Origin of the sequence: Burkholderia sp. M6-3, assembly GCF_050858985.1 — a bacterium.
GTDB lineage: Bacteria > Pseudomonadota > Gammaproteobacteria > Burkholderiales > Burkholderiaceae > Paraburkholderia > Paraburkholderia caledonica.
The window spans coordinates 1,177,951-1,204,691 of sequence record NZ_CP110090.1 but is presented as its reverse complement, the minus strand read 5'-3'; the positions used below and the strand labels follow the sequence as shown (position 1 = coordinate 1,204,691).

The following is a 26,741-nucleotide window of genomic DNA, read 5'->3' as shown; positions in this document are numbered from 1 at the left end:
TCATTTGCGCCGGCCCAGCTCACTGCTGCGCCGGCGCTTCTGCAAGCAACAGCGTCGTGCCGTTGCCGCTCACACGGTTTCAATTGGCCGAACGCTCCGATACGTTGACTGACGTATCGTTTGCCCGGCGAAGCGCCGGGATTTTTTTGCGCGGCGTCACCACCCCGCTGGGGTGCGATCCGGCAGCAAACATAACCCGCTCGCTGTGCAAATGAAAACGGCGCGCCCCGCAAAGGGCGCGCCGTTTTTTTTTGTCAGCGCGATCCGCACGAATGCGGATGTACTGTGCGCATTACTTCTTTTTCTGCGGCGGCAAGTCTGTACACACGCCTTCGTAGAGTTCGGCGGCCATACCGATCGATTCACCGAGCGTCGGATGCGGGTGAATCGTCTTGCCAATGTCGGTGGCATCCGCGCCCATTTCGATCGCGAGGCACACCTCGCTGATCAGGTCGCCTGCGTTCAGACCGACAATTCCGCCGCCGATCACACGATGCGTTTCCTCGTCGAACAGCAGCTTCGTGAAGCCCTCGTCGCGTCCGTTGGCAATCGCGCGGCCCGAAGCGGCCCACGGGAACACTGCCTTGCCGTACTTGACGCCTTCGGCCTTCAACTGGTCTTCCGTCTTGCCGGCCCATGCGACTTCCGGGTCGGTGTAAGCCACCGAAGGGATCTGCAGCGCGTCGAAGTACGCCTTCTCGCCATGAGCCGCTTCGGCAGCAACGTGGCCTTCGTGCACGGCTTTATGCGCCAGCATCGGCTGACCGACGATATCGCCGATCGCGAAGATGTGCGGCACGTTCGTGCGCATCTGCTTGTCCACGTCGATGAAACCGCGGTCCGTCACCGCCACGCCCGCCTTGTCCGCGCCGATCTTCTTGCCATTCGGCGAGCGGCCGACTGCCACCAGCACCAGGTCGTAGCGCTGGGCTTCGGCCGGGGCCTTCTCGCCTTCGAACGACACGTAGATGCCGTCGTCTTTGGCTTCTGCGGCGGTGGTTTTGGTCTTCAGCATGACGTTCGCAAAACGCTTGCTGTTGTACTTCTCCCAGACCTTGACGAGATCGCGGTCGGCGCCTGCCATCAGGCCGTCGAGCATTTCGACGACGTCGATCTTCGCGCCGAGCGTGGCGTACACCGTCGCCATTTCCAGGCCGATGATGCCGCCACCGATCACCAGCATCCGCTGCGGAATCTGGCGAAGCTCGAGCGCACCGGTCGAATCCACCACGCGCGGATCTTCCGGAATAAACGGCAGCTTCACCGCTTCCGAGCCCGCAGCGATGATCGCCTGCTTGAACTTCACGACCTTCTTGCCGCTTTCGGTCTGCACTTCCATGTGATTCGGATCGACAAAAGAGCCGGTCCCCGTCACGACTTCGACCTTGCGCATCTTGGCCATGCCAGCAAGACCGCCCGTCAACTTTTTGACGACGCCCGACTTGAAGTCGCGCAGTTTGTCCAGATCGATCTGCGGCTTTGCGAAGGTGATGCCATGTGCGCCGAGCGCTTCGGCTTCGTCGATCACGAGCGCGGTGTGCAGCAGCGCTTTGGACGGAATACAGCCGACGTTCAGACAAACGCCGCCAAGCGTTGCATAGCGCTCGACAAGCACCGTCTTCATGCCGAGGTCGGCCGACCGGAACGCGGCGGAATAGCCGCCAGGGCCCGAGCCGAGCACGAGCATGTCGCATTCGATGTCCGCGCTGCCGGAGAAGCTGCCGGCTTGCGGCGCGGGCGCGGCGGCTTGAGGCTTCGCCGCGTCGGCCTGAGGTTTCGCTTGAGCCGGCGCTTTCTCGGGTTCCTTGGCCGGAGCCTTAGGCGCATCTTTCGCGGGCGCCGCGTCCGCCGACGTTTCGACGAGCGCGATGATCGTGCCTTGCGAAACTTTGTCGCCGGCCTTGACGCGGACTTCCTTGACGGTACCGGCTGTGTCGCTCGGCACTTCAATGGAAGCCTTGTCGGACTCGAGCGTCATCAGCGCCTGTTCGTTCTCGATGACGTCGCCAGGTTTGATGTTGACTTCGATGACATCGACGTCTTTGAAGTCACCGATATCCGGCACTTTTACTTCGACGAGACTCATAGTGTCCCCTTCTCTTATTGACTGTGATGAACGAGGAATCTGCACCGTCAGGCAAAAACGCGCCATTCGTTTGGCTGCTCTTCTCTGGAATACCGGGAAAAGCAGGCGCCGCCCCGCACAGGGGCGACGCTAATGCACCGACGCGAAAGCAGGCTCTACAGGGAGACGCGGATCAAAGAAAAGATCAGCGCCCCGCGCAACATCACAATCAAAGAATCACACGCCGGAAATCGGCAAGAAGCGCCCCAAGATACGCATTGAAGCGCGCAGCTTCGGCCCCATCGATCACACGGTGGTCGTAAGACAGCGACAGCGGCAGCATCAGCTTAGGTACAAACTGCTTGCCGTCCCACACCGGCTTCATCGCGCCACGCGACAAGCCGAGAATCGCGACTTCGGGTGCATTGATGATCGGCGTGAAGTTCGTGCCGCCAATACCGCCCAGCGACGAGATCGAGAAGCATCCACCTTGCATCTGGTCCGGCTTCAGCTTGCCTTCGCGCGCCGCCTTCGACAGGTCGGTCATTTCCTTCGCGATTTCGACGAGACCCTTCTTGTCCGCGTCGCGAATCACCGGAACCACGAGACCGTTCGGCGTATCGGCGGCAAAACCCACGTGGTAGTACTGCTTGAACACGAGGTTGTCGCCGTCGAGGCTCGCGTTGAACGTCGGGAATTTCTTCAGGGCCGACACGACGGCCTTGATCACGAACGCCAGCATCGTGATTTTCACGCCGGCCTTTTCGTTTTCCTTGTTCAACTGCACGCGCAGCGCTTCCAGTTCGGTGATGTCCGCTTCGTCGTTGTTCGTGACGTGCGGAATCATGACCCAGTTGCGATGCAGGTTCGCACCGGAAATCTTCTTGATGCGCGAGAGCGGCTTCGGGTCGACCGGACCGAACTTCGTGAAGTCGATCTTCGGCCACGGCAGCAGATTCAACTCGCCGCCGCCGGCCGCCGCGGGCGCGGCTGCACCGGCCGGCGCTGCGCGCTGGCCCGTCATGACGCCCTTGATGAACGCGGTCACGTCAGCTTGCGTGATGCGGCCTTTCGGACCCGTGCCCTGCACCTGCGTCACATCCACACCGAGTTCGCGTGCGAACTTGCGCACCGACGGCGAAGCGTGGCTCGGATGCCGTGCGCCACCCTCGCCGGCCGGAATCACCGGCGCTTGCGCGAGTGCGGACGGCGAAGCCGGAGCGGGCGACGGCGTAACCGGCGCGTCCGACGGCTTTTCGGTTTGCTGCTTCGGTGCTGCTGCGGGTGCCGGAGCGGGTGCCGCGGCGGCGCCTTCGGCTTCCACCACGACGATGATCGAGCCTTCAGAGACGGTATCGCCGACCTTGACCTTCACTTCCTTGACGACGCCGGCGGCCGAGCTGGGCACGTCCATCGTCGCCTTGTCGGATTCGAGCGTGACGAGCGACTGCTCTTTCTCGACGCGATCGCCGACCTTCACCGCGACTTCGATCACGGGAATGTCTTTGTAGTCGCCGATATCGGGCACCTTGACATCCTGCAAGCCACCGCCGGTTGCAGCGGGAGCGGCGGCCGGTGCAGGTGCGGGCGCGGGCGCAGCAGCAGCAGCGGGCGCCGGAGCAGCCGCGCCACCTTCGGCGCCGTCCAGCACGACGATCAGCGAACCTTCCGATACGTTGTCGCCGACCTTGACCTTCACTTCCTTGACGACGCCGGCGGCCGAACTCGGCACGTCCATGGTCGCCTTGTCGGACTCCAGCGTGACGAGCGATTGCTCTTTTTCGACGGTGTCACCCGCCTTGACCAGCACCTCGATCACAGGAATGTCCTTGTAATCGCCGATGTCCGGCACCTTGACTTCGATCGCTTGACTCATTGTTAGTGTCTCCTGGGCCGCGCACGCACCTGCTCCTGACGATCAGGAACAGGCGCGCGCGCCGTGGCACACGGGGAATGATGCCTTAGACGGTCATCGGGTTGGGTTTGGCGGGATCAAGGTTGTACTTCTTGAGCGCCTCGGCGACGACCTTACGTTCGATCGTGCCCTCGTCTGCCAGTGCGTTCAACGCGGCCACCGTGACCCAGTAGCGGTCGACTTCGAAGAAGTGGCGCAGCTTTTCGCGCGTGTCCGAACGGCCGTAACCGTCCGTGCCCAGCACGACGAAACGTTGCGGCACGAATGCGCGAATCTGCTCGGTCAGCGCGCGCACATAGTCGGTGGAGGCAATCACCGGGCCAGGCGCGTCCTTCAGGAGCTTCTCGACGTGCGAGACTTTCTTCTCTTCGGTCGGATGCAGCAGGTTCCAGCGCTGCACTTCGTGACCCTCGCGCGCGAGTTCGGTGAAGCTCGGCACGCTCCACAGATCGGCGGCGACGCCCCAGTCGTTCTTCAGCAGGTCGGCGGCGGCGATCACTTCGTTGAAGATCGTGCCCGCGCCCATCAGCTGCACGCGCGGCGCCTTGCTGTCCGCTTCGGCCTTGCGGAACGCGTACATGCCCTTGATGATGTCGGCCGCTACGCTCTCGCCCTGCGGGATCGCCGGGTGCTCGTAGTTCTCGTTCATCACCGTGATGTAGTAGTACACGTCTTCCTGATCAGCGACCATGCGGCGCAGGCCGTCCTGCATGATGACCGCAAGTTCGTAACCGAACGTCGGGTCGTAGCTGATGCAGTTCGGCACCGAAGCGGCCCACAGCAGCGAGTGGCCGTCTTCGTGTTGCAGGCCTTCGCCGTTCAGCGTCGTGCGGCCCGCGGTTCCGCCCAGCAGGAAGCCGCGCGAGCGCATGTCGCCCGCGGCCCATGCGAGATCGCCGATGCGCTGGAACCCGAACATCGAATAGAAGATGTAGAACGGGATCATGATCTCGCCGTGCGTCGAGTACGACGTCGCGGCTGCGATCCAGTCCGACATGCCGCCGGCTTCGTTGATGCCTTCCTGCAGGATCTGACCGGTTTCCGACTCGCGGTAGAACATCAGCTGGTCGGAATCTTCCGGAATGTACTTCTGGCCGTCCTGATTCCAGATACCGATCTGACGGAACAGGCCTTCCATACCGAACGTACGCGACTCGTCGGGCACGATCGGCACGATGCGTTTGCCGAGCGCCTTGTCCTTCAGCAGGATGTTGAGAATGCGCACGAACGCCATCGTCGTGGAAATTTCGCGGCCTTCGCCCGTGCCCTTCAGCAGCGGCTCGAATGCCGACAGGTCCGGCACCGGCAGCGACTCGGCCTTCTGACGACGCGCCGGCAGATAACCGCCAAGTTCCTGGCGGCGAGCACGCATGTACTCGAGTTCCTTCGAACCTTCTTCGAACTTGAGGTACGGAACGTTGACCAGGTCTTCGTCGGCGATCGGCAGACGGAACTGGTCGCGGAATTTCTTGAGCTGCTCCACCTGCATTTTCTTCTGCTGGTGGGTGATGTTCATGGCCTGGCCGGCTTCGCCCATGCCGTAGCCCTTGATCGTCTTCGCAAGGATGACGGTCGGCTGGCCTTTGGCCTGAGTGGCTTCGGAAAACGCCGCGTAGATCTTGTGCGGGTCGTGGCCGCCGCGGTTCAGATTCCACACGTCTTCGTCCGACCAGTCGGCGACCAGCGCCTTCAGTTCCGGCGTATTGAAGAAGTGCTCGCGGACGAACGCGCCCGACTCCGACTTGTACGTCTGATATTCGCCGTCCACGACTTCCATCATGCGGCGCATCAGCGCGCCCGACTTGTCACGCTGGAACAGTGCGTCCCAACGGCTGCCCCACACGACCTTGATGACGTTCCAGCCCGCGCCGCGGAATTCGCTTTCCAGTTCCTGGATGATCTTGCCGTTACCGCGCACCGGACCGTCGAGGCGCTGCAGGTTGCAGTTGATCACGAACACGAGGTTGTCGAGCCGTTCGCGGCCGGCCATGCCGATCGCGCCGAGCGATTCCGGTTCGTCCGTTTCGCCGTCGCCGAGGAATGCCCACACCTTGCGGCCTTCGGTTTTTGCGATGCCGCGCGCCTGCATGTACTTCATGAAGCGCGCCTGGTAGATCGCCATGATCGGGCCAAGGCCCATCGAAACGGTCGGGAATTGCCAGAAATCCGGCATTAGCCACGGGTGCGGATACGACGAGATACCCTCGCCGCCCACTTCCTGGCGGAAGTTGTCGAGCTGCTGTTCGGTCAGACGGCCGAGCAGGAACGCGCGCGAGTACACACCCGGCGACGAGTGGCCCTGCACGAACACGAGATCGCCGCCGTGTTCGGGGGACGGCGCGTGCCAGAAGTGATTGAAGCCGACGTCATACAGCGTGGCCGCCGACGCGAACGACGCGATGTGGCCGCCGACATTGGTGTCCTTGCCGGCGCGCAGCACCATGGCAATGGCGTTCCAGCGCGTGTACGAACGGATGCGGTGTTCGATGTCCTGGTCGCCGGGAATCTTCGCCTGACGCGTGACCGGAATCGTGTTGATGTACGGGGTGTTGGCGGAGAACGGCAGATGTTCGCCATGCACGCGGGCAAACTCGATCTGCTTCTCGATCAGGTAGTGGGCACGATCGGGGCCAACAGCAGAAATCACGCCATCCAGCGCTTCGAGCCATTCGCCGGTTTCCTGGGGATCGTCGTCTTTCTCAGCGGCGACATATTTCATGACTTCGTCGGGTACAGCGGACATGCTCGTCTCCTGGATATAGAGGAACGCTCTTTGGACAGACGACGCGGACGAAGCACGGCCGCGGCAGCTTCGGCCGATTGTAATAAGGGTCCCGACGTCCACGCAACAAAATTTTCGAATTACGAGATCGGTTCTCATAATGCGGAAAATTGTTGCGGCGCAACCTGATTTGACTGCCTTTCGACGGATACGCGAGCTAGTGTGCGCCGATTAACGGCACTTTCCGTGATTTTTTGCGCCATTTGGGAGGTACGCGCTGCGCTACAATGCCACGCATGTTGACCGAACGGCTTTTCGCTCGCTCGGCGCGCACCGCCGGTTCGCCGACGGATTCGACGCCGTCCTCCCGCTGGCACCATGGACCATGGTGGTCGAATTCCTATTTGCTGACGCCGCTCCTGTCGATCCTGGTTTTCCTGGTCGTCATGAGCCTGATTCTGTGGAGCCTGAACCGGCGCGAGCAGCAGCAACAGGAAGACACGCTCTACCGTAACGTTGCATGGGCCCAGCAGCAGATCCGCCTGTCCATGACGGGCGCGCAAGAACAGATCCAGGCTCTCGCGCGCGACCTGGTGGCGGGCCATGCCGATCCGCAGTCGTTCCAGGTGTCCACCACGGACATCATGCAGGGGCATCCCGAAATCCTCTACATGAACTGGTACACGAGCCAGCAGCAGCCGCGCTGGCCCAGCACGGCACTGCCGGTATTCGGCCAGCGGCTCGCGAAGCCCAACGACACCCAGATGGACGAGGCAGTGAAAGCGGCCTTTACCGAGGCGCGCAGCACGCGCCGCCAGGTCTACTCGCCGCTCATCTACGACGACCTCGGCAACGGCTACATCACGTTGCAAACACCGGTCTATCGCGACCGCGAATTTCTCGGCTCGATTGCCGCCGTGTTTTCGGTCGAAGGCATTCTGAAGCACGACATCCCGCCCGAGCTGTCGGCCAAGTACAAGATTTCGATCATCGACGCGAACAACCGCGAGCTGACCACCACGTCCACGCGCCCGCGCCTGCCGCGCGACATGTTCTACGACTTGCCGCTCGACCCGCCGGGCCAGGGCGTCTCGGTGCGCGTCTATGCGTTCCCGCAAATGACCAATTTCACCAACAACACACTCGTGTGGCTGGTGGCGGGTCTGTCGTGTTTCGTGCTGTGGAGTCTGTGGAGTCTGTGGAAACACACGCGGCAACGTTTCGAGGCGCAACAGGCGCTTTACGCCGAAGCGTTTTTCCGTCGTGCGATGGAAAATTCCGTGCTGATCGGCATGCGCGTACTCGACATGCATGGCCGCATCACACACGTGAATCCGGCGTTTTGCCGGATGACCGGCTGGGACGAAAGCGACCTCGTGGGCAAGACCGCGCCGTTCGCTTACTGGCCGCGCGACGCTTATCCGGAGATGCAGCGTCAACTCGACATGACGCTGCGCGGCAAGGCGCCCTCGTCGGGCTTCGAATTGCGCGTGCGCCGCAAAGACGGCTCGACTTTCCACGCGCGCCTCTACGTATCGCCGCTCATCGACAGTTCGGGCCGCCAGACCGGCTGGATGTCGTCGATGACCGACATCACCGAACCCAAGCGCGCGCGTGAAGAACTTGCCGCCGCACACGAGCGCTTCACGACCGTGCTGGAGAGCCTCGACGCCGCTGTCTCGGTGCTCGCCGCCGATGAAGCCGAACTGCTGTTCGCCAACCGCTACTACCGGCACCTGTTCGGGATCCGCCCGGACGGCCACCTGGAATTGGCGGGCGGCGGGTTCGATAGCGCACAGGCGTCCTCGGATTCGATCGATATGGTGGATACCTACGCCGGACTGCCCGCCGCCGCGTTGACGGAGAGCACGGCCGACGCGCAGGAAATCTATGTGCAAAGCATCCAGAAATGGTTTGAAGTGCGCCGCCAGTACATTCAATGGGTGGACGGCCACCTTGCGCAGATGCAGATCGCAACCGACATCACCACGCGCAAGCAGGCGCAGGAACTGTCGCGCCAGCAAGACGAAAAACTGCAGTTCACGAGCCGGCTGATGACCATGGGCGAAATGGCCTCGTCGCTCGCGCACGAACTGAATCAGCCGCTCGCCGCGATCAATAACTATTGCTCGGGAACCGTTGCACTGGTTAAATCCGGTCGGACGACGCCGGACAACCTGCTGCCCGTGCTCGAAAAGACTGCCCAGCAGGCGGTGCGCGCCGGCATGATCATCAAGCGGATTCGCGAGTTCGTGAAACGCAGCGAGCCCAAGCGTCAGGCTACGCGCGTGGCGGACATCGTCGCAGACGCGGTGGGCCTCGCGGAGATCGAGGTGCGCAAACGGCGCATTCGCATCGTCACCGACCTGCGCTCGCGTTTGCCCGTCATTTACGTCGACCCGGTGCTGATCGAGCAGGTGCTGGTCAATCTGCTCAAGAACGGCGCCGAGGCGATGGCCGAAGCGCGGCCCAATGCGGTCGATCCGGTGATCCGCGTGGTCGTGCGGCTGGAAGGCGGCTTTGTCTGCATCAGCGTCGTCGACCAGGGTCCGGGCGTCGACGAAGCAACAGCCGAGCGGCTGTTCGAACCGTTTTACAGCACCAAGTCCGACGGTATGGGCATGGGGCTGAACATTTGCCGTTCGATTATCGAATCGCACCGCGGCCGTCTGTGGGTGGTCAACAACGTCGAATCAGACGGCCACATCACGGGCGCCACGTTCCATTGCAGTCTGCCTATTGGAGAGCCCGACGGCCCGAGCAACGGCGGGTCAGAGGCGCCGACACCACAAACCGTTACGGGAGAGCTATGAACAGCCCAGTCACCACACAGGAAACTGTCTTTGTCGTCGACGACGACGAGGCCGTGCGAGATTCGCTGCGCTGGCTGCTGGAGGCGAACGGCTACCGCGTGCAGTGCTTTTTGAGCGCCGAGCAGTTCATCGACGCATGGCAGCCGCATCAGCATCCGGGCCAGATAGCCTGCCTGATTCTCGATGTGCGGATGTCCGGCATGAGCGGACTGGAACTGCAGGAGCGTCTGATCGCCGACAATGCGTCGCTGCCCATCATCTTCGTGACCGGTCATGGCGATGTGCCGATGGCAGTGTCCACGATGAAGAAAGGCGCGATGGATTTCATCGAAAAGCCGTTCGACGAAGCCGAGTTGCGCAAGCTTGTCGAGCGCATGCTCGACAAGGCGCGCAGCGAAAGCACGAGCGTGCAGCAGCAGCGCGCGGCCGCCGAGCGTCTCGGCAAGCTCACCGCCCGTGAACATCAGGTACTCGAGCGGATCATTGCCGGCCGCCTGAACAAGCAGATCGCCGACGACCTCGGCATCAGCATCAAGACGGTCGAAGCACACCGCGCGAACATCATGGAAAAGCTCAACGTCAACACGGTCGCCGACCTGTTGCGGCTCGCGCTGTCGAACAAGCCGCAGCAAGCGGCACAATAAGCACGGGCGGCGTGTTTCAGGCGCGCATTCTGGCGCGCTTCACGCAAACTGAGAGGCCGTCGCCCCCCGTCGGCCCCGGTGGCCCCGGTCGGTCCACACGGCGCCAAGCGGCCGGACTACCCAGTCCGGCCTTTTGTCGGTTCTTCCTCGCTACTTCTTCGTCAAGGCAAGCGCTCGCGTCGATGGGACGTCATCGGCATGACCGCACACGCCGGTATAATGATGGACTTTGCAGCGGCGCCTAGCTCCGATTGGCGTCACATGCTTTTCATGCGCCGACCCGTTCCCGCTGAAAAACGCCACGGTGCGCGGCACGCGTGCTGCTCCGCTTTCCATACTGCCCCTCTCGACCGACCATGACTGCCAAACTGATCGACGGCCTCGCCCTTTCCAAGACCCTGCGCGCCGACGTGGCCGCGCGCGCCGCCGCACTCACCGCCCGCGGCCATCAGCCGGGGCTTGCCGTCGTGCTGGTCGGCGACAATCCTGCAAGCGAAGTCTATGTGCGCAACAAGGTCAAGGCGTGCCACGACAACGGTCTCGGCTCATCGCTCGACCGCTATCCGGCCGATCTGCCGGAAGCCGAACTGCTCGAACGTATCGACGAACTGAACCGCGATCCGCGCATCCACGGCATTCTCGTGCAGCTTCCGCTGCCGCCGCATATCGATAGCCACAAGGTGATCGAGGCGATCGCACCCGAGAAAGACGTGGACGGTTTCCACGTCGCCAACGCCGGCGCATTGCTGACCGGCCAGCCGCTGTTCCGCCCGTGCACGCCGTATGGCGTGATGAAAATGTTTGCGGCTTACGACATTCCGCTTCAGGGCGCGAACGCGGTGGTGATAGGACGCTCGAACATTGTCGGCAAACCCATGGCGCTGTTGCTGCTCGAAGCGGGTGCCACTGTCACGATCTGTCACAGCAAGACGCGCGATCTGGCAGCTCACACGCGCAACGCCGACATCGTGGTGGCCGCCACCGGCCTGCGCAACATTCTCACCGCCGACATGGTGAAGCCGGGCGCGGCCGTGATCGACGTCGGCATGAATCGCGACGAAGCCGGCAAGCTATGCGGCGACGTGGATTTTGCAGGCGTGAAGGAAGTGGCCGGCTACATCACGCCGGTGCCGGGCGGCGTCGGCCCGATGACAATTACGATGTTGCTCGTCAACACGATCGAAGCCGCGGAACGTGAGGCCGCGCGGCACGCTTGAGGTAAAAAAGAAAGCGCTGAGCGTTGCCCTGCCCCGCGCTTTCAACTCGCTTCGTACCCTACTCGGAGGTCGACTCCGTATCAATTTGAGCCGACCTCCCGCTTCGCTACCTGCCTCGCTTTAAGACTCACTTACTGCCTCACCTCAAGACCACCCTCGCGTCGCTTCCAGCCGACGTCTCGTCATCTCCTCGCACTGCTCCCCGCCCCGCTCATCTCGCACGTCTATCTCACACGCACACACATTCATCACACGCTCTAGCGCGCGGCCTGCTCGCTCACCGGCACGCCGTCGGGACGCGGCGCCCGCCGGCGCGCGAGGCGCCCACGGCACCACATCAACACCGGCCGCTCGACGCAGTGCCACGACAAAGCCGCGCATAGCAGGATAAACGGCGCGGCGATCAGCGCCGCCGTCACATGGCTCAACTGCGGGGCGATATTCGCGACGCATTGCTGCACCATGAAGCCATACAGATAGATTCCGTACGAGTAGTCATGGCGCGGCACGAACCGCCGCAACAGCGGCGTCGTCCCGATCCACAGTACGCCGTACACAAAAGCCAGATAGAACAGCGGCTGCGCGCCGGCCGTGTCGCGGAACACGAGGAACACCATGGTGAAGGCGAGCGCTGTCAGACCGTCGATACTGATCCGCTCGCGCAAGCCATACAGCAGCATGCCAAGCATGAAGAACGGCTCCGGCCAGAACGAATAGCCGCCGGGCGTCTCGGTGAAGTCGCGCAGGCCAATCTGTACGAGCGGCAGCGAATGCGGCGTCAGATGCGGCGGCAAATGCACGCGCAGCACGAAAGCGGCAATGCCGAGCGCCGCCGCGAGCGCGGCGCCGCGCGCGCTCGACAGCAACCCGAGCAAGCCGCTTGCGAGCACGATCAGGTAGCAGCGCACTTCGAGCGGCAGCGTCCACAACGGGCCGCACACATCGACGGGAAAGCGGTTGTGTTCGAACACGCCCGGCAGCGCCCAACCGGTTTTCATCACGATGGTCGAGAAGTTGTCCAGATTCGCCCACGTCATGCCCGAACTGAAGTACTCACGCAGCGGCAGGGTCGTGAAAAGCGGTCCGACGATGAAGACCGTAACGAGCGATCCAAGCGCGACAGCTGGCCACAGCCGGGCAATCCGCAGGACGGCGAAGCGCGGCACCGAGCGTTGCCGGTCGAAGCTGGCGGTCACCAGCATGCCGCTCAGCAAAAAAAACGCGTACACACCGAGCGCACCGAAACCGTCGAAACCCAGCGCGTTTTCGACCCAGTCGGTCGTGCCGTCAGGTGACTGCAGCAGATACGAATGGCCATACACCACGGCCACGGCGGCCAGCAGCCGCACGAGGTCGAAATTGTTGCCTTTGCGCGATAAAGCGTGCGAAAGCGGGGTCATCGGTACCTCTCCTGCTGAAAAGCGTCGCAACGCAATAGACACGTCAGAATGCGGCGCGGCACCATTTAGCACCGTTCGTTTTCGCACAAAAGCGCTACGGGCGGCCACATCTGCTAATTTGTGTGCCGGCGATTGGAATCGGCGCACCCCGCCCCAATAATGCTGATGTGCGGTGTAATAACCGCCATGAGCCGCCACGAGCCGCCGCAGCGCGCAAGCGGCTCAAGCACTGATTAAAGTACCGATTACCCGTTCACCCGCGTCAGACAGGAAGCCTCATGTCCACTACCGTCTCGAATCACGACAATCCGCTCCTCGATTTCTCCGACCTGCCGCGCTTTGGCGACATCCGCCCCGAACATGTCACGCCCGCACTCGACGTGCTGCTCGCCGATGCGGCCGCCGCCGTCGAGCGCGCAGCGCAGCCGATCACGCCCGCTTCGTGGGCCGATGTCGTCGAGCCCGTCGAGCGTGCGACCGAACCGCTGTCGCGCGCCTGGAGCGTCGTGGGCCATCTGAACGCCGTCGCCGACACGCCCGAGTTGCGCGCCGTATATGGCGAAAATCTGCCGCGCGTGACCGAGTTCTGGTCGAGCGTCGGTCAGAATCTCGCGCTCTACGAGAAGTACAAGACGCTGAACGCGAGCGATGAATTCGCCTCGCTGACGAGCGAACGCAAGAAAATTCTTGGCAACGCGCTGCGCGACTTCCGTTTGTCCGGAGCGGAATTGCCTGAAGACCAGAAGCCGCATTTCGCCGAGTTGCAGGAACGTCAGGCAGCGTTGTCGAAAGCGTTTTCGGACCACGTGCTCGATGCGACCAACGCCTACGCGTATTTCGTCGAAGCCGGCAACGAGGCGGAACTGGCCGGCCTGCCGGAAGACGTGATCGAGGCCGCGAAGGAAGCAGCCGAGCGCGAAGGCAAGACCGGTTATAAGTTCACGCTGCACTTCCCGTCGTACTTCCCGGTGATGCAGTACTCGGAAAACCGTCCGATGCGCGAAGCGATGTACCGCGCGTATGTGACACGCGCATCCGAACTGGGCCCGCAATACGGCAAGGGCAAGCCGGAATGGGACAACACGTCGGTGCTCGCCGAGCAGTTGAAGCTGCGTGCCGAAGAAGCGCATATGCTCGGCTACAAGAATTTCGCCGAGGTGTCGCTCGCGCCCAAAATGGCCGAATCGCCGGAACAGGTCATGGCTTTTCTCGAAGACCTCGCCACGCGCGCGCGCCCGCATGCAGAACAGGACTGGAAGGAGTTGCGCGAATTCGCTTCAAGCGAACTCGGCTTGAGCGATCTGCAACCGTGGGACATGACGTTCGCCGCCGAACGTCTGCGTCAGAAGCGCTATTCGTTCTCGGAGAACGAGGTCAAACAGTATTTCCCTGAAGACGCCGTGTTCAAAGGCCTGTTCAAGGTGACGGAAACGCTCTTCGGCGTGCGCATCCGCCGCGACGAAGCAGCCGTCTGGCATCCGGACGTGCGCTTTTTCCGCGTCGAGAACCAGGACGGCGGCCTCGTCGCGCAGTTCTATCTCGACCTGTATGCGCGCGAAGGCAAACGCGGCGGCGCCTGGATGGACGACGCACGCGGACGTCACAAGCATACGCATGGCGGCGTGCAAACGCCGGTTGCTTATCTGACCTGCAACTTCTCTGCGCCGGTCGGCGGCAAGCCGGCCTGCTTCACGCACGACGAAGTCATCACGCTTTTCCACGAATTTGGGCATGGCCTGCATCACATGCTCACGCGTGTGGACGAGCTCGGCGTTTCGGGCATCAACGGCGTGGAATGGGACGCGGTCGAACTGCCGTCGCAATTCATGGAAAACTTCTGCTGGGAGTGGGATGTGCTCTCGGACATGACTTCGCACGTCGAAACCGCGCAGCCGCTGCCGCGTGAACTGTTCGACAAGATGCTGGCCGCGAAGAATTTCCAGAGCGGTCTCGGCACGTTGCGCCAGATCGTGTTTTCCATGTTCGACATGCAGTTGCATACCGGCTTCGACGCAGCGGGCACGAAGAACGCGACCGAACTTGCAAGCGAGATCAACGAGCGCTTCCATGTCGTGCCGCAGGCGCCGTTCTCGCGTTGGCCGAACACGTTCAGCCATATTTTTGCCGGCGGTTATGCGGCCGGCTACTACAGCTACAAGTGGGCTGAAGTGTTGTCCGCCGACGCCTACGCGGCATTCGAGGAAGCGGCGCAGGCCGCGAGCGGCAGCGTGCTCGACCAGACAACCGGCATGCGTTACCGCAAGGAGATTCTCGAGGTGGGCGGCAGCCGTCCGGCGATGGAATCGTTCAAGGCGTTCCGCGGACGTGAGCCGAACATCGACGCCTTGTTGCGACACAACGGCATGACGCCCGCCACGGCGAATTGAAACGCCGCACGCTGCGCGGAGGAAACCCTCGGCGTATCGATCAGTGCCGATGTAAAGAAGCCGGTGTTCCGCATGAGCGGACACCGGCTTTTCTTTAGCTGAAACCTGCCGCGCTCAACCGCGATGCAGCTTGAAATCCACCTCTGCAGGACGCCCTTCGAGGGACAGCGCCGCGCGCGCAGCCGGCGCACGGCTCACCACCTTGCCGCGGCTTATCACCGCCAGTCGCGCCGCGCGCAAACGGATCGCTTCAACCGGATCGCGCGCGTCGAGCAGCACGAGATTGGCCGCGCAGCCCGGCGCAACGCCATAGCCTTCCAGACCGAGAATGCGCGCTGCGTTTACCGTGACCGCGTCGAAACACGCGTGCATGCCTTCGACGCCCGTCATCTGCGCGACGTGCAAGCCCATGTGCGCGACTTCGAGCATGTCGCCCGAGCCCAGGCTGTACCACGGATCCATCACGCAATCGTGGCCGAAGGCGACGTTGATACCCGCCGCCATCATCTCCGGCACGCGCGTCATGCCGCGCCGCTTGGGATACGTGTCGCTGCGTCCCTGTAACGTGATGTTGATGAGCGGATTCGCGATGGCCGCCACGCCCGATTCGCGCATGAGCGGCAAGAGCTTGCTCACATAGTAGTTGTCCATTGAATGCATCGACGTCAGATGCGAACCGGTGACGCGCCCATGCAAGCCGAGACGCTGCGTCTCGGCCGCGAGCGTTTCGATGTGGCGCGACATGGGGTCGTCCGATTCATCGCAATGCATGTCCACGCGCAGCCCCTGCTCCGCCGCATACTCGCACAGCATGCGCACCGACTGCGCGCCGTCGGCCATGGTGCGCTCGAAATGCGGAATGCCGCCGACCACGTCGACGCCCATTGCGATCGACCGCTTCAGGTTCTCAAAGGCGCCTGGGCTGCGCAGCACGCCGTCCTGCGGAAACGCCACCAGTTGCAGGTCGAGATATGGCGCGACGCGGCGCTTCACTTCGACGAGCGCCTCGACAGCGAGAAGACGTGGATCGCACACATCGACGTGACTTCGGATTGCAAGCAGCCCGCGGGCGACTGCCCAGTCGCAGTACTGCATCGCGCGTTCGATCAACGCGTCCTGCGTAAGTTGCGGCTTCAGTTCGCCCCACAACGCAATGCCTTCGAGAAGCGTGCCCGACGCGTTCACGCGCGGCAAACCATACGAGAGCGTCGCGTCCATATGGAAATGCGGATCGACGAACGGCGGCGTGACGAGCGAGCCGGCAGCGTCGATTTCCTCGCGCGCGGCGGCGGCGAGATTCGGTTCCACGGCAACAATGCGCCCCGCTTCAATGCCGATGTCGAACGGCTGCCCGGCTTGCGGCGCGATGCTTTTCGGCAGCATCGCGCGGCGGATGATCAGATCCATCTCTCCCTCCCTTTTCGTGTGTCCGTGCGCTGTGGCTCATGACGATTCTATCGGCGCCAGAAAGTATGCGCAGGTTGCATCCGGCGTCTATCTAGCGTTTTGCCTGGCGTTTTGTCCGCTTGCCGTACCGGCGAGTGCCGCGAAATCCGTACCGGCTGCGTGCACCGCGGCGCACCTATACTCAGCTCAGTCATCAAGACGCAATGATCGGGAGCAGGCAGATGAAGACGATAGGCGTAATTGGCGGAATGAGCTGGGAGTCGTCCGCCGAGTATTACAGGCTGCTAAACCGTCACGCGAAGGCGCGCCTGGGCGGTCATCACAACGCACGCAGCCTGATGCTGACCGTGGACTTCGCGCCGATCGAAGCAGACCAGCGCGCGGGCGACTGGGGCGCGCTCGGCGAGCGGATGGCCGACGCGGCGCGTCAACTGGAACGCGGCGGCGCCGAGCTGGTGATGCTCGCCACCAACACGATGCATCGCGTGTATGAATCGATCGAGCGGGCGATCAACGTACCGTTTCTGCATATCGCCGATCCGACCGGCGCAGCGTTGCGCGCGGCGGGCGTCGAGCGCGTCGGTTTGCTCGGCACGCGCTATACGATGGAGCAGACGTTTTACACAGGCCGCCTGCGCGAGCGCTATGGACTCGAGACTTTGGTGCCCGAAGAAGCCGAGCGCGCGGACATACACCGCATCATTTACGACGAGTTATGTCACGGCAACGTGAACAGCGAATCGCGTGCGGTGTATCAAAGCGTGATCGAATCGCTGGCTTCGCGCGGTGCGCAAGCGGTGATTCTCGGCTGCACCGAAATCACGTTGCTGATCAAGCCGGAAGATTCTGTTCTGCCCGTTTTCGATACCACGGCGTTGCATGCGCAAGCGGCGGTTGAGTGGGCGATTGGAGCGCAGTAGTGCCGGACGACGCTCGATTGCATTTCAACGCAATCGAGCGCCACAATTGCGGCGCTACAAGTTAAAAAGCCCGCTGGTTTGCGCCAGCGGGCTTTCAACAATGCTTGGTTGCGGGGACAGGATTTGAACCTGTGACCTTCGGGTTATGAGCCCGACGAGCTGCCAGACTGCTCCACCCCGCGTCAGAGAAAAAGGATTGTATAGAGATGTTCGCATTACGTCAAACGATCCCGCAACAATCGCATGATTCATTAGAGCGAAGCACGAACGAAAGCGCAGAAGGAGCATCTGTGGCTCACAGATCCAGCACAGTCGCGCCCTCGATCTTGCCGTCGATAATATCCGCGCCGTACTGGCTCGCGCTGCGTTTGGCCACGCCGAAATCGGAGAACGTTGCAGGCAGCACGAGACGAAACACGCGGCTCGCCTTCGACCCGCTGATTGCGCCGGGACGACACACGCGCACCGCGACGTCATAGCCTTCCGCGTGCCGCTTGTGACCGTCGAACTTGTCGAACGCCCGCGAGAAAACCAGCGGATGCACTTCGAAGTCCTTATAAAGATCAGGATAAAGTTGAGCCATGATGCCCTCCGCTGCACGCCAGTGCCTGAGTAAGTCAAACTGTGAGTGTGATCCCCACTATACGCCGCGCGGGTCGCGCGTCGGCTTTTTATTTTGGTTCGCTACGCGCGGTTCGAGCCACGCGAAAATCGTCTTGCCCCGTATGCGCTGGTAAGCTACGGCTCCTGCGCCATTCAGCTTGAGAATCTCCCGTGAAAATCGCCACCTGGAACGTCAACTCCCTCAAAGTCCGCCAACAGCATGTGATCGACTGGCTGGAAACCAGCGGCACCGACGTGCTGTGCCTTCAGGAACTGAAGCTGCCCGACGAGAAGTTCCCGCGCGCCGAACTCGAAGAGAAAGGCTACCGCAGCTGGTTCGCGGGCCAGAAGACGTACAACGGGGTCGGCATCCTCGTGCGCCAGGGTCTGAATGTGGACGAAAGCAGCATCGTGCGAAATATTCCCGGCTTTGAGGACTTGCAGCAGCGCGTGGTCGCGGCGACCGTCGAGGGCGTGCGGATCGTCTCTGCGTACTTCCCGAACGGCCAGGCGCCCGGCACCGACAAATTCGCGTACAAGCTCCGCTGGCTCGCCGCGCTGCACAACTGGATTGCAAGCGAAATGGCGCTGTATCCGAAGCTCGCGCTGCTCGGCGACTACAACATTGCACCCGACGACCGCGACGTGCACGATCCCAAGGCGTGGGAAGGTCAGAACCTAGTGTCGCCGGAAGAGCGCGCCGAGTTCGTGCGGCTGATCGAGCTGGGTCTCGTCGACGCGTTTCGTCAGTTCGAACAGCCCGAAAAAATCTATTCGTGGTGGGACTACCGGATGATGGCGTTTCGCCGCAACGCGGGCCTGCGCATCGACCACATCCTGCTTTCCAAGCCGCTCTCGGAAGCCTGCACGTCATGCGACGTGGACAAGGTGCCGCGCAAGTGGGACCAGCCGTCGGACCATGCACCGGTCGTCGCGCAGATCGGCTGACGAACACCGGCAAGATCCGGCCGGATTTAGCGACGCCTAACCCGGCTGCGAGACACAAAGGCTCTCACAAAGCCTCTCCCTAAGCCTCAAGCGGAAGCACTCAGCGTTCGCCATAGAAACTCGAAAACCATCGCATCATGCTCGGCCTGCTCCAGTTCATCGGAGCCGCCGTGTCCTCCGTCCGTGTTTTCGCAGTACCACACGTTGTCGACGCCGAGCGCCTGCATGCGCGCGGCCATCTTTCGCGCATGGCCGGGATGCACGCGATCGTCGGCGGTGGATGTCGTGAACAGGACCGGCGGATACTTCACGCCGGCCGACACGTTGTGATAAGGGGAGTACGCGGCGAGTGCGCGCGCGTCGTTGGGATCGTCGGGATCGCCGTATTCGTCGATCCATGACGCGCCTGCATGCAGCAGGTGATAGCGGCTCATGTCGAGCAGCGGCACTTCGCAGATCACCGCGCCAAAGAGTTCGGGGCGCTGGACCATGCACGCTGCCACCAGCAGGCCTCCGTTGCTGCCGCCCTGAATGCCGAGTTGCGCGGCGCTCGTCACGCCGTTCGCGACGAGCGTTTGCGCTACCGCAATGAAGTCGTCGAACGCACGCTGCCGTTCTTCGCCTTGCGCCGCCGTGTGCCAGCGAGTACCAAACTCGCCGCCGCCGCGAATGTGCGGGACCACGTACACGCCGCCACGCTCCAGCCAGCCGATGCCCTGCCCCGTCAGATAACTTGGCAGCAATGGAATCGCGAAGCCGCCGTAGCCGGTCAGCAGGCAGGGCCGCGACGATTGCGAGGCCGGCTGCTCTCCTGCCGGGTCGCTGCATTGCTGGTCCAGCGCGGTCCGCGGTCCGACCACCGTGTACGGTACCCGCGTGCCGTCAGCGGAGAGTGCATGCCCGTGCGTCACCATGAAGCGCGTCGCGTCGAACTGCGTCGGCCAGCGCTCGAGCAGTTCCCACTCGCTGAGATCGTCACGGGCAAGATCGGCGAGCCAGTACGCGGGAGGCTGCAGATAGTCGTCGGTATCGACGAACACCTCATCGTTCAGCGTCGACTCCACCGGCGAGACGTCGGCTTGCCCGTCCGGGTGCGATGGAAAGACGCGCCGCTTCCACTGCCATGTCTGATCGGCGGCCTGCGACGCGGTGAACAACAAGGTCTTGTTCTGCACGTCTTCGAGATACGAAACGATGAGCTGGTTGCGCGTATGCGTCCATTCGCACGCGGAGGTCTGCGCAGTCGGCATGAAGAGCGGCGTCACATCACGTTCGCCGCGCAGGAACGCGGCTTCGCGAATCGCCAGCAACGCGCCGCCTGGATAGACGGCGCCATTGCAGTGCCAGTCGAGGCGCGGTTCGAGCAACAGCCAGCCCTGCCAGCCGCTCACGGCCACGTGCGACGGCACATCATAAGGACGCCAGGCGTCGGCGGGAGCGTGAGCGCCATCGACGCCGCTCGCGTCGTCCGGGTAGTACGTGTGCGAATCGAAGAAATCGACGCTGCTCACCACCGTGTGCCGCTTTTCCACCGGATCGTAATGCCCTTCCACGCCGATATCGCTGAACGCACCCTTGAACACGACGGGTGCATCGGCGAGCGCCGTGCCGCGCGTCCAGCGCCGCACTTCGCGCGGATAGCCGGAGCGCGTCAGGCTCTTGCGACCATTGTCCCAACCCACGTAAAGCGTATTGCGGTCGATCCAGGATGCGGTGTGCTTGCCGGCCTTCGGGATCGCGAATCCGTCGTCGACAAAGCGCCGCCTGTCGATGTCGAACTCGCGAACCACCAGCGCGTCCGAGCCGCCCGGCGACATCGTGATCAGCGCGCGATCGCCGTCGGGATAGAGAATGTCGAACTCCGAGCACACCCACGGCGTTCCTTCTGCTTCGCCGAGTGCATCGAAGTCGATCAGATTCTCCCATTCGGGCTGGCCGCCGCGCCACGCGGCCCAGGTCGTGCGCCGCCAGATGCCTTTGGGATTGCGCTCGTCCTGCCACAGGTCGTACGCCCACTCTTTCCAACGGTCGGGAATCACCGGACGTTCGCGCGGCAAATAGGCATCGGCGAGACGTTGCCTGAGCGTCTCGAACGGCGCGCCGCTGCACCATGCGGCGCGCGTGCGGGCATTTTGCCTCTCGACCCACGCGAGCGCTTCAGGGTCGTCGAGCGCCTCGAGCCAGAGAAACGGATCGGGAGAAAGCGGCCAGGAAATGGAACCGGGAGAACTGGGAGAAACGGAAGAAGCAGAAGGCATCGTCGGCTGTCGAAGGAAAACAGCGTTGATTATGCCTTGCGACCACGGAAGCCCGCTTCAATGGCTTCCGCGACTCGCGATGCGGAGTTACCGGGCGCAACATCGCGCGATCGGCCAGGACGGGCGCCGTGCGCGCCCCACCCTGAGCCGCCGCGCCCCGGTCAGTGGGAATGAACGAGCGTCAAGGCTCGAGATTGAGTTCCTGAATCTTGCGCGTAATCGTATTGCGCCCGATGCCGAGACGCTCCGCCGCCTCAACCTTGCGCCCGCGCGTAAAGTCGAGCGCCTCGCGAATCACCGCAGCTTCGAAGCGGCGCGCGAGTTCGTCCATCACATCGGCCGAGTTCTCGCGCAAGAGGCGTGCGACTTCCGTGCGCAGGCCACCTTCCCACGCGCTGACGGGCGTGGCAACCGGCATGCTGCTAGCCGCCGCGGAATGCGTGACCGGATTCATGCCGTTGATCGGCGCAGTACCCGTCAGGCTTGCGTCCGACGTGCCGAGCGTGCCGCCGCCCCCGCCGGCAAGGTCGGTTGCACCGGCCTGCGCGGGACCGAGATCGGGCGGCAAGTCCTTGATCTCGATGGTCTGCGCGGGCGCCATCACTGTCAACCAGTTGGCCAGGTTTTCCAACTGCCGCACGTTGCCGGGAAACGGCAGCGACGCCAGATACGCGAGCGCCTCTTCCGACACCCGCTTGGACTCGACGCCAAGATCGCGCGCGCTTTTTTGCAGGAAGTGCCGCGTGAGCAAAGGAATGTCTTCGCTGCGCTCGCGCAATGCGGGCAAACGCAAGCGGATCACGTTGAGACGGTGATACAGATCCTCGCGGAACAAACCCTGACGCACACGCGATTCCAGATTCTGGTGCGTCGCCGCGATTACGCGCACATTGGCGCGCAGCGGGTTGTGTCCGCCGACGCGGTAGAACTGACCATCCGACAGCACGCGCAGAAGACGCGTCTGCAAATCGAACGGCATATCGCCGATTTCGTCCAGGAAGAGCGTGCCGTTCTCGGCCTGTTCGAAACGGCCCTGGCGCATTGCCTGCGCGCCGGTGAACGCGCCGCGCTCGTGGCCGAATAGTTCGGATTCCAACAGATCCTTTGGGATCGCGGCAGTGTTGAGCGCAATGAAGGGACCGTTCGCGCGTGGGCTATGTCGGTGCAGCGCACGCGCGACCAGTTCCTTTCCGGTGCCCGATTCGCCGGTAATGAGCACGGTTGCCGCGGAATGGGACAAACGTCCGATCGCGCGAAACATGTCCTGCATCGCCGGTGCCTGGCCGAGCATTTCCGGTGCATCGGCAACGCGCTCGTCCCACGTCTGTTCGCCGCGCATGCTCTCGTCCACGGCGCGGCGAATCAGCTCGACGGCCTTGTCGACGTCGAACGGCTTCGCGAGATATTCGAAGGCGCCGCCCTGGAATGCGGCCACCGCGCTGTCGAGATCCGAGAACGCCGTCATGATGATGACGGGCAAGCCCGGCACCTTGTCACGCACGGTTTGTAGCAGTTCGAGGCCGGAGCCTCCGGGCATCCTGATGTCCGACACCAGCACCTGCGGGCTGTCGTGATCGAGCGCCGCCGACGCCTCGCGAACATTCGCGAAGCTGCGAGTCGCGAAGTTTTCGCGAGCGAGGGCTTTTTCAAGCACCCAGCGAATCGATTGATCGTCGTCTACTATCCAGATCGGCTTCATATAGGTCTGTCAGAAGTCTTGAGATGCCTGCAGTGTGCAGATGCGGTGTTAGCAGTCGAGCGGCAGCAGAATCTGAAACTCGGTGTGGCCAGGCCGGCTTTCCACTTCGATCAAACCGTCGTGTTGTTGCACGAACGTCTGCGCGAGCGTCAGACCGAGACCGCTGCCATCCTCGCGCCCCGATACGAGCGGATAGAAGATGCGGTCACGGATTTCCTCGGGAATGCCGGGGCCGTTGTCGATGATATGCAAGTCCAGTGCCAGCTTACATAAGCGTTTCGACACCGTGATCTTGCGTGCGATGCGCGTGCGCAATTCGATGCGCGCGTCGCCTTGTGAAATGCGTTCGCGCAAAGCTTCGGCCGCGTTACGCACGATGTTCAGCAGCGCCTGGATCAATTGCTCCTTGTCGCCGCGCAGGTCCGGCACGCTCACGTCGTAATCGCGCTCGATGGTGAGGCCGCGCGGAAACTCCGCGAGAATCACCTGACGCACGCGCTCGCACACTTCGTGAATATTCACGTCGCCGACGATATGCGGATGACGGTGCGGCTCGAGCAACCGGTCGACGAGCGTCTGCAAGCGGTCCGATTCCTTGATGATGACCTGCGTGTACTCGCGCAACTCGTCGCGCTGACGCTCGCCCAATTCGAATTCGAGCAACTGCGCCGCGCCGCGAATGCCGCCGAGCGGATTCTTGATTTCGTGGGCGAGATTGCGGATCAGCTGTTTATTGACCGCCGTCAGGTCGTTGATGCGCTCCTCGCGGTCGGTGCGCAAATGCCGCTCGTTCTCGAACAGTTCGAGCAACACGTAGTCTTGCGCGCTTTCCAGGAAGCCGACGATCGCGTGCACATGCAGCGGCTCGTGACCGGGCCGCTCGAGCACGGCATCCAGATGCGTTGCGTGAAAGCGGTGCGCGGCGATCGAGGTGATGGTGGCGACCAGCTCGTCCGCGTTCGAGAAAATGTCTGGCCACGCCATCTGCGTCAGCTGCTTGCGCGAAAGCTCGAGCATCGACTCGGCCGACGGATTCGCAAACGCGACGCGCAGCGTGCGCTTCTCGAGTATCAGCACGACGGTGGGCAATGCCTCGAAGCCCTGCAGCAAACCGGAAGCGACGAGCTGCGCGTCATCCGACAACGTCTGCTCGTGCCCTTTGCGTGCCTTGATCAGATTTTTCAGAACCATCTTGCAGTCTGGCCGATAGGAGATGGTGGCAAATCACTGCGGCCGGTCCAACGAAAAAGGGACGGCGCCGCCGTCCCTTCGTGACCGATCGCGAGCGTCGGACAAAGCGCTTCGCCGTTCGAAGGGCGAAGCGCCATTGCCGCTTACAGCGAGTAGTACATTTCGAACTCGATCGGGTGCACCGACTGACGATAACGCTGCAGCTCGTTCGTCTTCAGTTCGATGTACGCATCGAGCATCGAATCCGTGAACACGCCACCGCGCGTCAGGAATTCGCGGTCGCCGTCCAGCGCGTCCAGAGCCTGATCGAGGCCGGCACACACGGTCGGGATCTTTGCATCCTCTTCCGGCGGCAGGTCGTACAGGTTCTTGTCGGCGGCTTCGCCCGGATGGATCTTGTTCTGCACGCCGTCCAGACCCGCCATCATCAGCGCGGAGAAGCACAGGTACGGATTCGCCATCGGATCGGGGAAGCGCGTTTCGATACGGCGGCCCTTCGGGTTCGACACGTGCGGAATACGGATCGACGCCGAACGGTTGCGAGCCGAGTAAGCCAGCTTAACCGGTGCTTCGAAGTGCGGCACGAGACGCTTGTACGAATTCGTCGACGGGTTCGTGATCGCGTTCAGCGCGCGAGCATGCTTGATGATGCCGCCGATGTAGAACAGCGCGAATTCCGACAGACCTGCGTAGCCGTTGCCTGCGAACAGGTTCTGGCCGTCCTTCCAGATCGACTGGTGAACGTGCATGCCCGAACCGTTATCGCCAACGATCGGCTTCGGCATGAACGTGGCCGTCTTGCCGTACGTGTGCGCGACGTTCTGGATGATGTACTTCATTTGCTGCAGCCAGTCGGCGCGTTGCACCAGCGTCGAGAACTTGGTGCCGATTTCGTTCTGGCCCTGGCCCGCGACTTCGTGGTGATGCACTTCGACCGGAATGCCGATCTGTTCGAGCAGCAGGCACATTTCCGAACGGATGTCCTGGAACGTGTCGACCGGAGCGACCGGGAAGTAGCCGCCCTTCGTGCCCGGACGGTGGCCGGTGTTGCCGCCTTCGAATTCCTTCGACGACGACCACGGCGCTTCTTCCGAGCCGATCTTGACGAAGCAGCCCGACTGATCCGTGTTCCACTGAACCGAGTCGAAAATGAAGAATTCCGGTTCCGGACCGAAGAAGGCCGTGTCGCCCAGGCCCGAGCTCTTCAGATAGGCTTCAGCGCGCTTGGCGAGTGAGCGCGGGTCGCGCTCGTAGCCCTTGCCGTCCGCCGGTTCGACGACGTCGCAGGTCAGCACGAGCGTGGACTCTTCGTAGAACGGGTCGATGAAGGCAGTGTTCGCGTCCGGGACCAGCAACATATCCGATGCTTCGATGCCCTTCCAACCGGCAATCGACGAACCGTCAAACGCATGGCCGCTTTCGAACTTGTCTTCATCGAATGCCGACACCGGCACCGAAACGTGTTGCTCTTTGCCGCGCGTGTCGGTGAAACGGAAGTCGACAAACTTGACGTCTTCGTCTTTGACGAGTTGAACGACGTCGGCCACGGATTTACTCATAACCTATCTCCTGATTAACGAATTCGGCGGATTTCAGCCGCCGCCCAATCTAGCTGACCCGTCCCGGCACGTCCACCCCTCAATGATGAAGAGTAAAAGTCGAAATTAGCCGCGGCAGATCGATCGGGACGATTAAAGCAGCAACTGTGCCATGTATACGCCAACAAGGCGCGAACGTACGAGGTGCGCGCGTTTCCGGGGAATCCGCGCACCGCATGACATGCGACCCTGAAATCTTGTCCGGGTGTTAAGCACCGTATTGGGGCAGTTTTCGTTGGACATTATGTGAGTCGGTTTATTTTGGTGCATTCGCAGAATGTTGCACCAAACATGGGCGCATATGTGCGTCACATGATGCCGCGGCCGATGCTGCGTTTGGACCCCGCGCCACGCCAGGAGGCCGCGATAGAATGGTCTTTTGGTCAAGGAGACTGACTCATGAGCACACTAGAACAGCTGTATTCACAAGCGGACAAACGCCGCACCGAAAACCAGTTGCCGTACGCTGGCGCGCTCTCGCCTGCCGAAGCGTTCGAACTGCTGCAGCTCGATCCGCGCACGCGTCTCGTGGATGTGCGCACGCGCGCGGAACTCGACTGGGTCGGCCGGCCAGTGATCGGCGACGGACAGTATGCGCATGTCGAATGGACGCGATATCCGGGCGCAGTGCCGAACCAGGAGTTCCTGCATCAGTTGAGCGACGTTGCGTCGCCGGATACGCCGGTGCTTTTTCTGTGCCGCAGCGCCGCGCGTTCGAAGCTCGCTGCGATCGCGGCCGCTCAGGCTGGCTTCACCAAGGCTTATGACCTGCTGGAAGGCTTCGAAGGCGACAAGGACGGCCAGGGGCACCGCAAGACCGTCTCGGGCTGGTGTTTTCGCGGGTTGCCGTGGATCGGCGCGTAAAGGGATTGCATGAGGGCGTGAGGCAATTGCAGACCGCCCAATGCGAATCCGCGCGGCAAGCGCGGTCGCAAATGCCAGCGCGCACAGGCG

Annotated in this window: 17 protein-coding genes and 1 tRNA gene; 7 read left to right on the top strand and 11 right to left on the bottom strand. The window is 62.4% G+C overall.

What is annotated here, in order from left to right:
• Nucleotides 1-292: 292 nt before the first annotated feature.
• The 3 genes from lpdA to aceE all read right to left on the bottom strand — a co-directional run bounded on the left by lpdA (nucleotide 293) and on the right by aceE (nucleotide 6,723).
• Nucleotides 293-2,086, bottom strand: coding sequence for a dihydrolipoyl dehydrogenase family protein (gene lpdA / locus OH764_RS05170; RefSeq protein WP_498848269.1), 1,794 nt, complete (start codon nucleotides 2,084-2,086; stop codon nucleotides 293-295).
• A gap of 208 nt (nucleotides 2,087-2,294) precedes the next feature.
• Nucleotides 2,295-3,941: a dihydrolipoyllysine-residue acetyltransferase gene (aceF, locus tag OH764_RS05165; RefSeq protein WP_498848268.1), complete on the bottom strand. Its 1,647-nt coding sequence runs from the start codon at nucleotides 3,939-3,941 to the stop codon at nucleotides 2,295-2,297.
• Nucleotides 3,942-4,026: 85 nt separating this feature from the next.
• Nucleotides 4,027-6,723, bottom strand: coding sequence for a pyruvate dehydrogenase (acetyl-transferring), homodimeric type (gene aceE / locus OH764_RS05160; protein WP_498848267.1), 2,697 nt, complete (start codon nucleotides 6,721-6,723; stop codon nucleotides 4,027-4,029).
• A 275-nt stretch (nucleotides 6,724-6,998) separates the two neighbouring features.
• Here aceE and fixL point away from each other — a divergent pair, with 275 nt between their 5' ends.
• The 3 genes from fixL to folD all read left to right on the top strand — a co-directional run bounded on the left by fixL (nucleotide 6,999) and on the right by folD (nucleotide 11,376).
• Nucleotides 6,999-9,515 carry an oxygen sensor histidine kinase FixL gene (gene fixL, locus OH764_RS05155; RefSeq protein ID WP_498848758.1) on the top strand — a complete coding sequence of 839 codons (2,517 nt, stop codon included), beginning with the start codon at nucleotides 6,999-7,001 and terminating at the stop codon, nucleotides 9,513-9,515.
• Nucleotides 9,512-10,159, top strand: a complete 648-nt coding sequence (fixJ, locus tag OH764_RS05150; protein WP_498848266.1) for an oxygen response regulator transcription factor FixJ — start codon at nucleotides 9,512-9,514, stop codon at nucleotides 10,157-10,159. The genes fixL and fixJ overlap by 4 nt, the downstream gene beginning before the upstream one ends.
• A 356-nt stretch (nucleotides 10,160-10,515) precedes the next feature.
• On the top strand, nucleotides 10,516-11,376 hold the full coding sequence (gene folD / locus OH764_RS05145; protein WP_020065487.1) for a bifunctional methylenetetrahydrofolate dehydrogenase/methenyltetrahydrofolate cyclohydrolase FolD: 861 nt from the start codon (nucleotides 10,516-10,518) through the stop codon (nucleotides 11,374-11,376).
• 257 nt (nucleotides 11,377-11,633) lie between these two features.
• Here the strand turns inward: folD and OH764_RS05140 are convergent, their stop codons facing one another.
• Nucleotides 11,634-12,776, bottom strand: a complete 1,143-nt coding sequence (locus tag OH764_RS05140; protein WP_498848265.1) for an acyltransferase family protein — start codon at nucleotides 12,774-12,776, stop codon at nucleotides 11,634-11,636.
• A 278-nt stretch (nucleotides 12,777-13,054) separates the two neighbouring features.
• Here OH764_RS05140 and OH764_RS05135 point away from each other — a divergent pair, with 278 nt between their 5' ends.
• Entirely contained in the window at nucleotides 13,055-15,163 is a 2,109-nt protein-coding gene (locus OH764_RS05135; RefSeq protein WP_498848264.1) for a M3 family metallopeptidase, read from the top strand.
• 114 nt (nucleotides 15,164-15,277) lie between these two features.
• Here the strand turns inward: OH764_RS05135 and OH764_RS05130 are convergent, their stop codons facing one another.
• Nucleotides 15,278-16,570: an amidohydrolase family protein gene (locus OH764_RS05130; RefSeq protein ID WP_498848263.1), complete on the bottom strand. Its 1,293-nt coding sequence runs from the start codon at nucleotides 16,568-16,570 to the stop codon at nucleotides 15,278-15,280.
• A gap of 221 nt (nucleotides 16,571-16,791) precedes the next feature.
• On the opposite strand from OH764_RS05130, the gene OH764_RS05125 reads away from it, so the two are divergent.
• Complete coding sequence (locus OH764_RS05125; protein ID WP_498848262.1) at nucleotides 16,792-17,490, top strand: aspartate/glutamate racemase family protein; 699 nt, start codon at nucleotides 16,792-16,794, stop codon at nucleotides 17,488-17,490.
• Nucleotides 17,491-17,595: 105 nt separating this feature from the next.
• On the opposite strand, the gene OH764_RS05120 is transcribed toward OH764_RS05125, so the two are convergent.
• Nucleotides 17,596-17,672 (bottom strand) — tRNA-Met (locus OH764_RS05120).
• A gap of 113 nt (nucleotides 17,673-17,785) precedes the next feature.
• The gene (locus OH764_RS05115) at nucleotides 17,786-18,073 is read right to left on the bottom strand and encodes a hypothetical protein (protein ID WP_020065482.1); all 288 of its coding nucleotides are present in this window, start codon (nucleotides 18,071-18,073) and stop codon (nucleotides 17,786-17,788) included.
• A 191-nt stretch (nucleotides 18,074-18,264) separates the two neighbouring features.
• Between OH764_RS05115 and xth the strand changes: the two genes are divergently transcribed.
• Entirely contained in the window at nucleotides 18,265-19,041 is a 777-nt protein-coding gene (xth, locus tag OH764_RS05110) for an exodeoxyribonuclease III (RefSeq protein ID WP_498848261.1), read from the top strand.
• An 86-nt stretch (nucleotides 19,042-19,127) separates the two neighbouring features.
• Here xth and OH764_RS05105 read toward each other — a convergent pair whose 3' ends face one another.
• The 4 genes from OH764_RS05105 to glnA all read right to left on the bottom strand — a co-directional run bounded on the left by OH764_RS05105 (nucleotide 19,128) and on the right by glnA (nucleotide 25,748).
• Nucleotides 19,128-21,299 carry a prolyl oligopeptidase family serine peptidase gene (locus tag OH764_RS05105; RefSeq protein WP_498848260.1) on the bottom strand — a complete coding sequence of 724 codons (2,172 nt, stop codon included), beginning with the start codon at nucleotides 21,297-21,299 and terminating at the stop codon, nucleotides 19,128-19,130.
• A gap of 181 nt (nucleotides 21,300-21,480) precedes the next feature.
• The gene (gene ntrC / locus OH764_RS05100) at nucleotides 21,481-22,998 is read right to left on the bottom strand and encodes a nitrogen regulation protein NR(I) (protein ID WP_498848259.1); all 1,518 of its coding nucleotides are present in this window, start codon (nucleotides 22,996-22,998) and stop codon (nucleotides 21,481-21,483) included.
• 48 nt (nucleotides 22,999-23,046) lie between these two features.
• The gene (glnL, locus tag OH764_RS05095; protein ID WP_498848258.1) at nucleotides 23,047-24,189 is read right to left on the bottom strand and encodes a two-component system sensor histidine kinase NtrB; all 1,143 of its coding nucleotides are present in this window, start codon (nucleotides 24,187-24,189) and stop codon (nucleotides 23,047-23,049) included.
• 143 nt (nucleotides 24,190-24,332) lie between these two features.
• Nucleotides 24,333-25,748: a type I glutamate--ammonia ligase gene (glnA, locus tag OH764_RS05090; protein WP_020065477.1), complete on the bottom strand. Its 1,416-nt coding sequence runs from the start codon at nucleotides 25,746-25,748 to the stop codon at nucleotides 24,333-24,335.
• A 438-nt stretch (nucleotides 25,749-26,186) separates the two neighbouring features.
• Here glnA and OH764_RS05085 point away from each other — a divergent pair, with 438 nt between their 5' ends.
• Entirely contained in the window at nucleotides 26,187-26,651 is a 465-nt protein-coding gene (locus tag OH764_RS05085; RefSeq protein WP_020065476.1) for a rhodanese-like domain-containing protein, read from the top strand.
• Nucleotides 26,652-26,741: the final 90 nt, after the last annotated feature.

Coding starts and splice junctions, on each gene's coding strand:
- lpdA (WP_498848269.1), bottom strand. CDS start 2,086: ATGAGTCTCGTCGAAGTAAAAGTGCCGGATATCGGTGACTTCAAAGAC.
- aceF (WP_498848268.1), bottom strand. CDS start 3,941: ATGAGTCAAGCGATCGAAGTCAAGGTGCCGGACATCGGCGATTACAAG.
- aceE (WP_498848267.1), bottom strand. CDS start 6,723: ATGTCCGCTGTACCCGACGAAGTCATGAAATATGTCGCCGCTGAGAAA.
- fixL (WP_498848758.1), top strand. CDS start 6,999: ATGTTGACCGAACGGCTTTTCGCTCGCTCGGCGCGCACCGCCGGTTCG.
- fixJ (WP_498848266.1), top strand. CDS start 9,512: ATGAACAGCCCAGTCACCACACAGGAAACTGTCTTTGTCGTCGACGAC.
- folD (WP_020065487.1), top strand. CDS start 10,516: ATGACTGCCAAACTGATCGACGGCCTCGCCCTTTCCAAGACCCTGCGC.
- OH764_RS05140 (WP_498848265.1), bottom strand. CDS start 12,776: ATGACCCCGCTTTCGCACGCTTTATCGCGCAAAGGCAACAATTTCGAC.
- OH764_RS05135 (WP_498848264.1), top strand. CDS start 13,055: ATGTCCACTACCGTCTCGAATCACGACAATCCGCTCCTCGATTTCTCC.
- OH764_RS05130 (WP_498848263.1), bottom strand. CDS start 16,570: ATGGATCTGATCATCCGCCGCGCGATGCTGCCGAAAAGCATCGCGCCG.
- OH764_RS05125 (WP_498848262.1), top strand. CDS start 16,792: ATGAAGACGATAGGCGTAATTGGCGGAATGAGCTGGGAGTCGTCCGCC.
- OH764_RS05115 (WP_020065482.1), bottom strand. CDS start 18,073: ATGGCTCAACTTTATCCTGATCTTTATAAGGACTTCGAAGTGCATCCG.
- OH764_RS05105 (WP_498848260.1), bottom strand. CDS start 21,299: ATGCCTTCTGCTTCTTCCGTTTCTCCCAGTTCTCCCGGTTCCATTTCC.
- ntrC (WP_498848259.1), bottom strand. CDS start 22,998: ATGAAGCCGATCTGGATAGTAGACGACGATCAATCGATTCGCTGGGTG.
- glnL (WP_498848258.1), bottom strand. CDS start 24,189: ATGGTTCTGAAAAATCTGATCAAGGCACGCAAAGGGCACGAGCAGACG.
- glnA (WP_020065477.1), bottom strand. CDS start 25,748: ATGAGTAAATCCGTGGCCGACGTCGTTCAACTCGTCAAAGACGAAGAC.
- OH764_RS05085 (WP_020065476.1), top strand. CDS start 26,187: ATGAGCACACTAGAACAGCTGTATTCACAAGCGGACAAACGCCGCACC.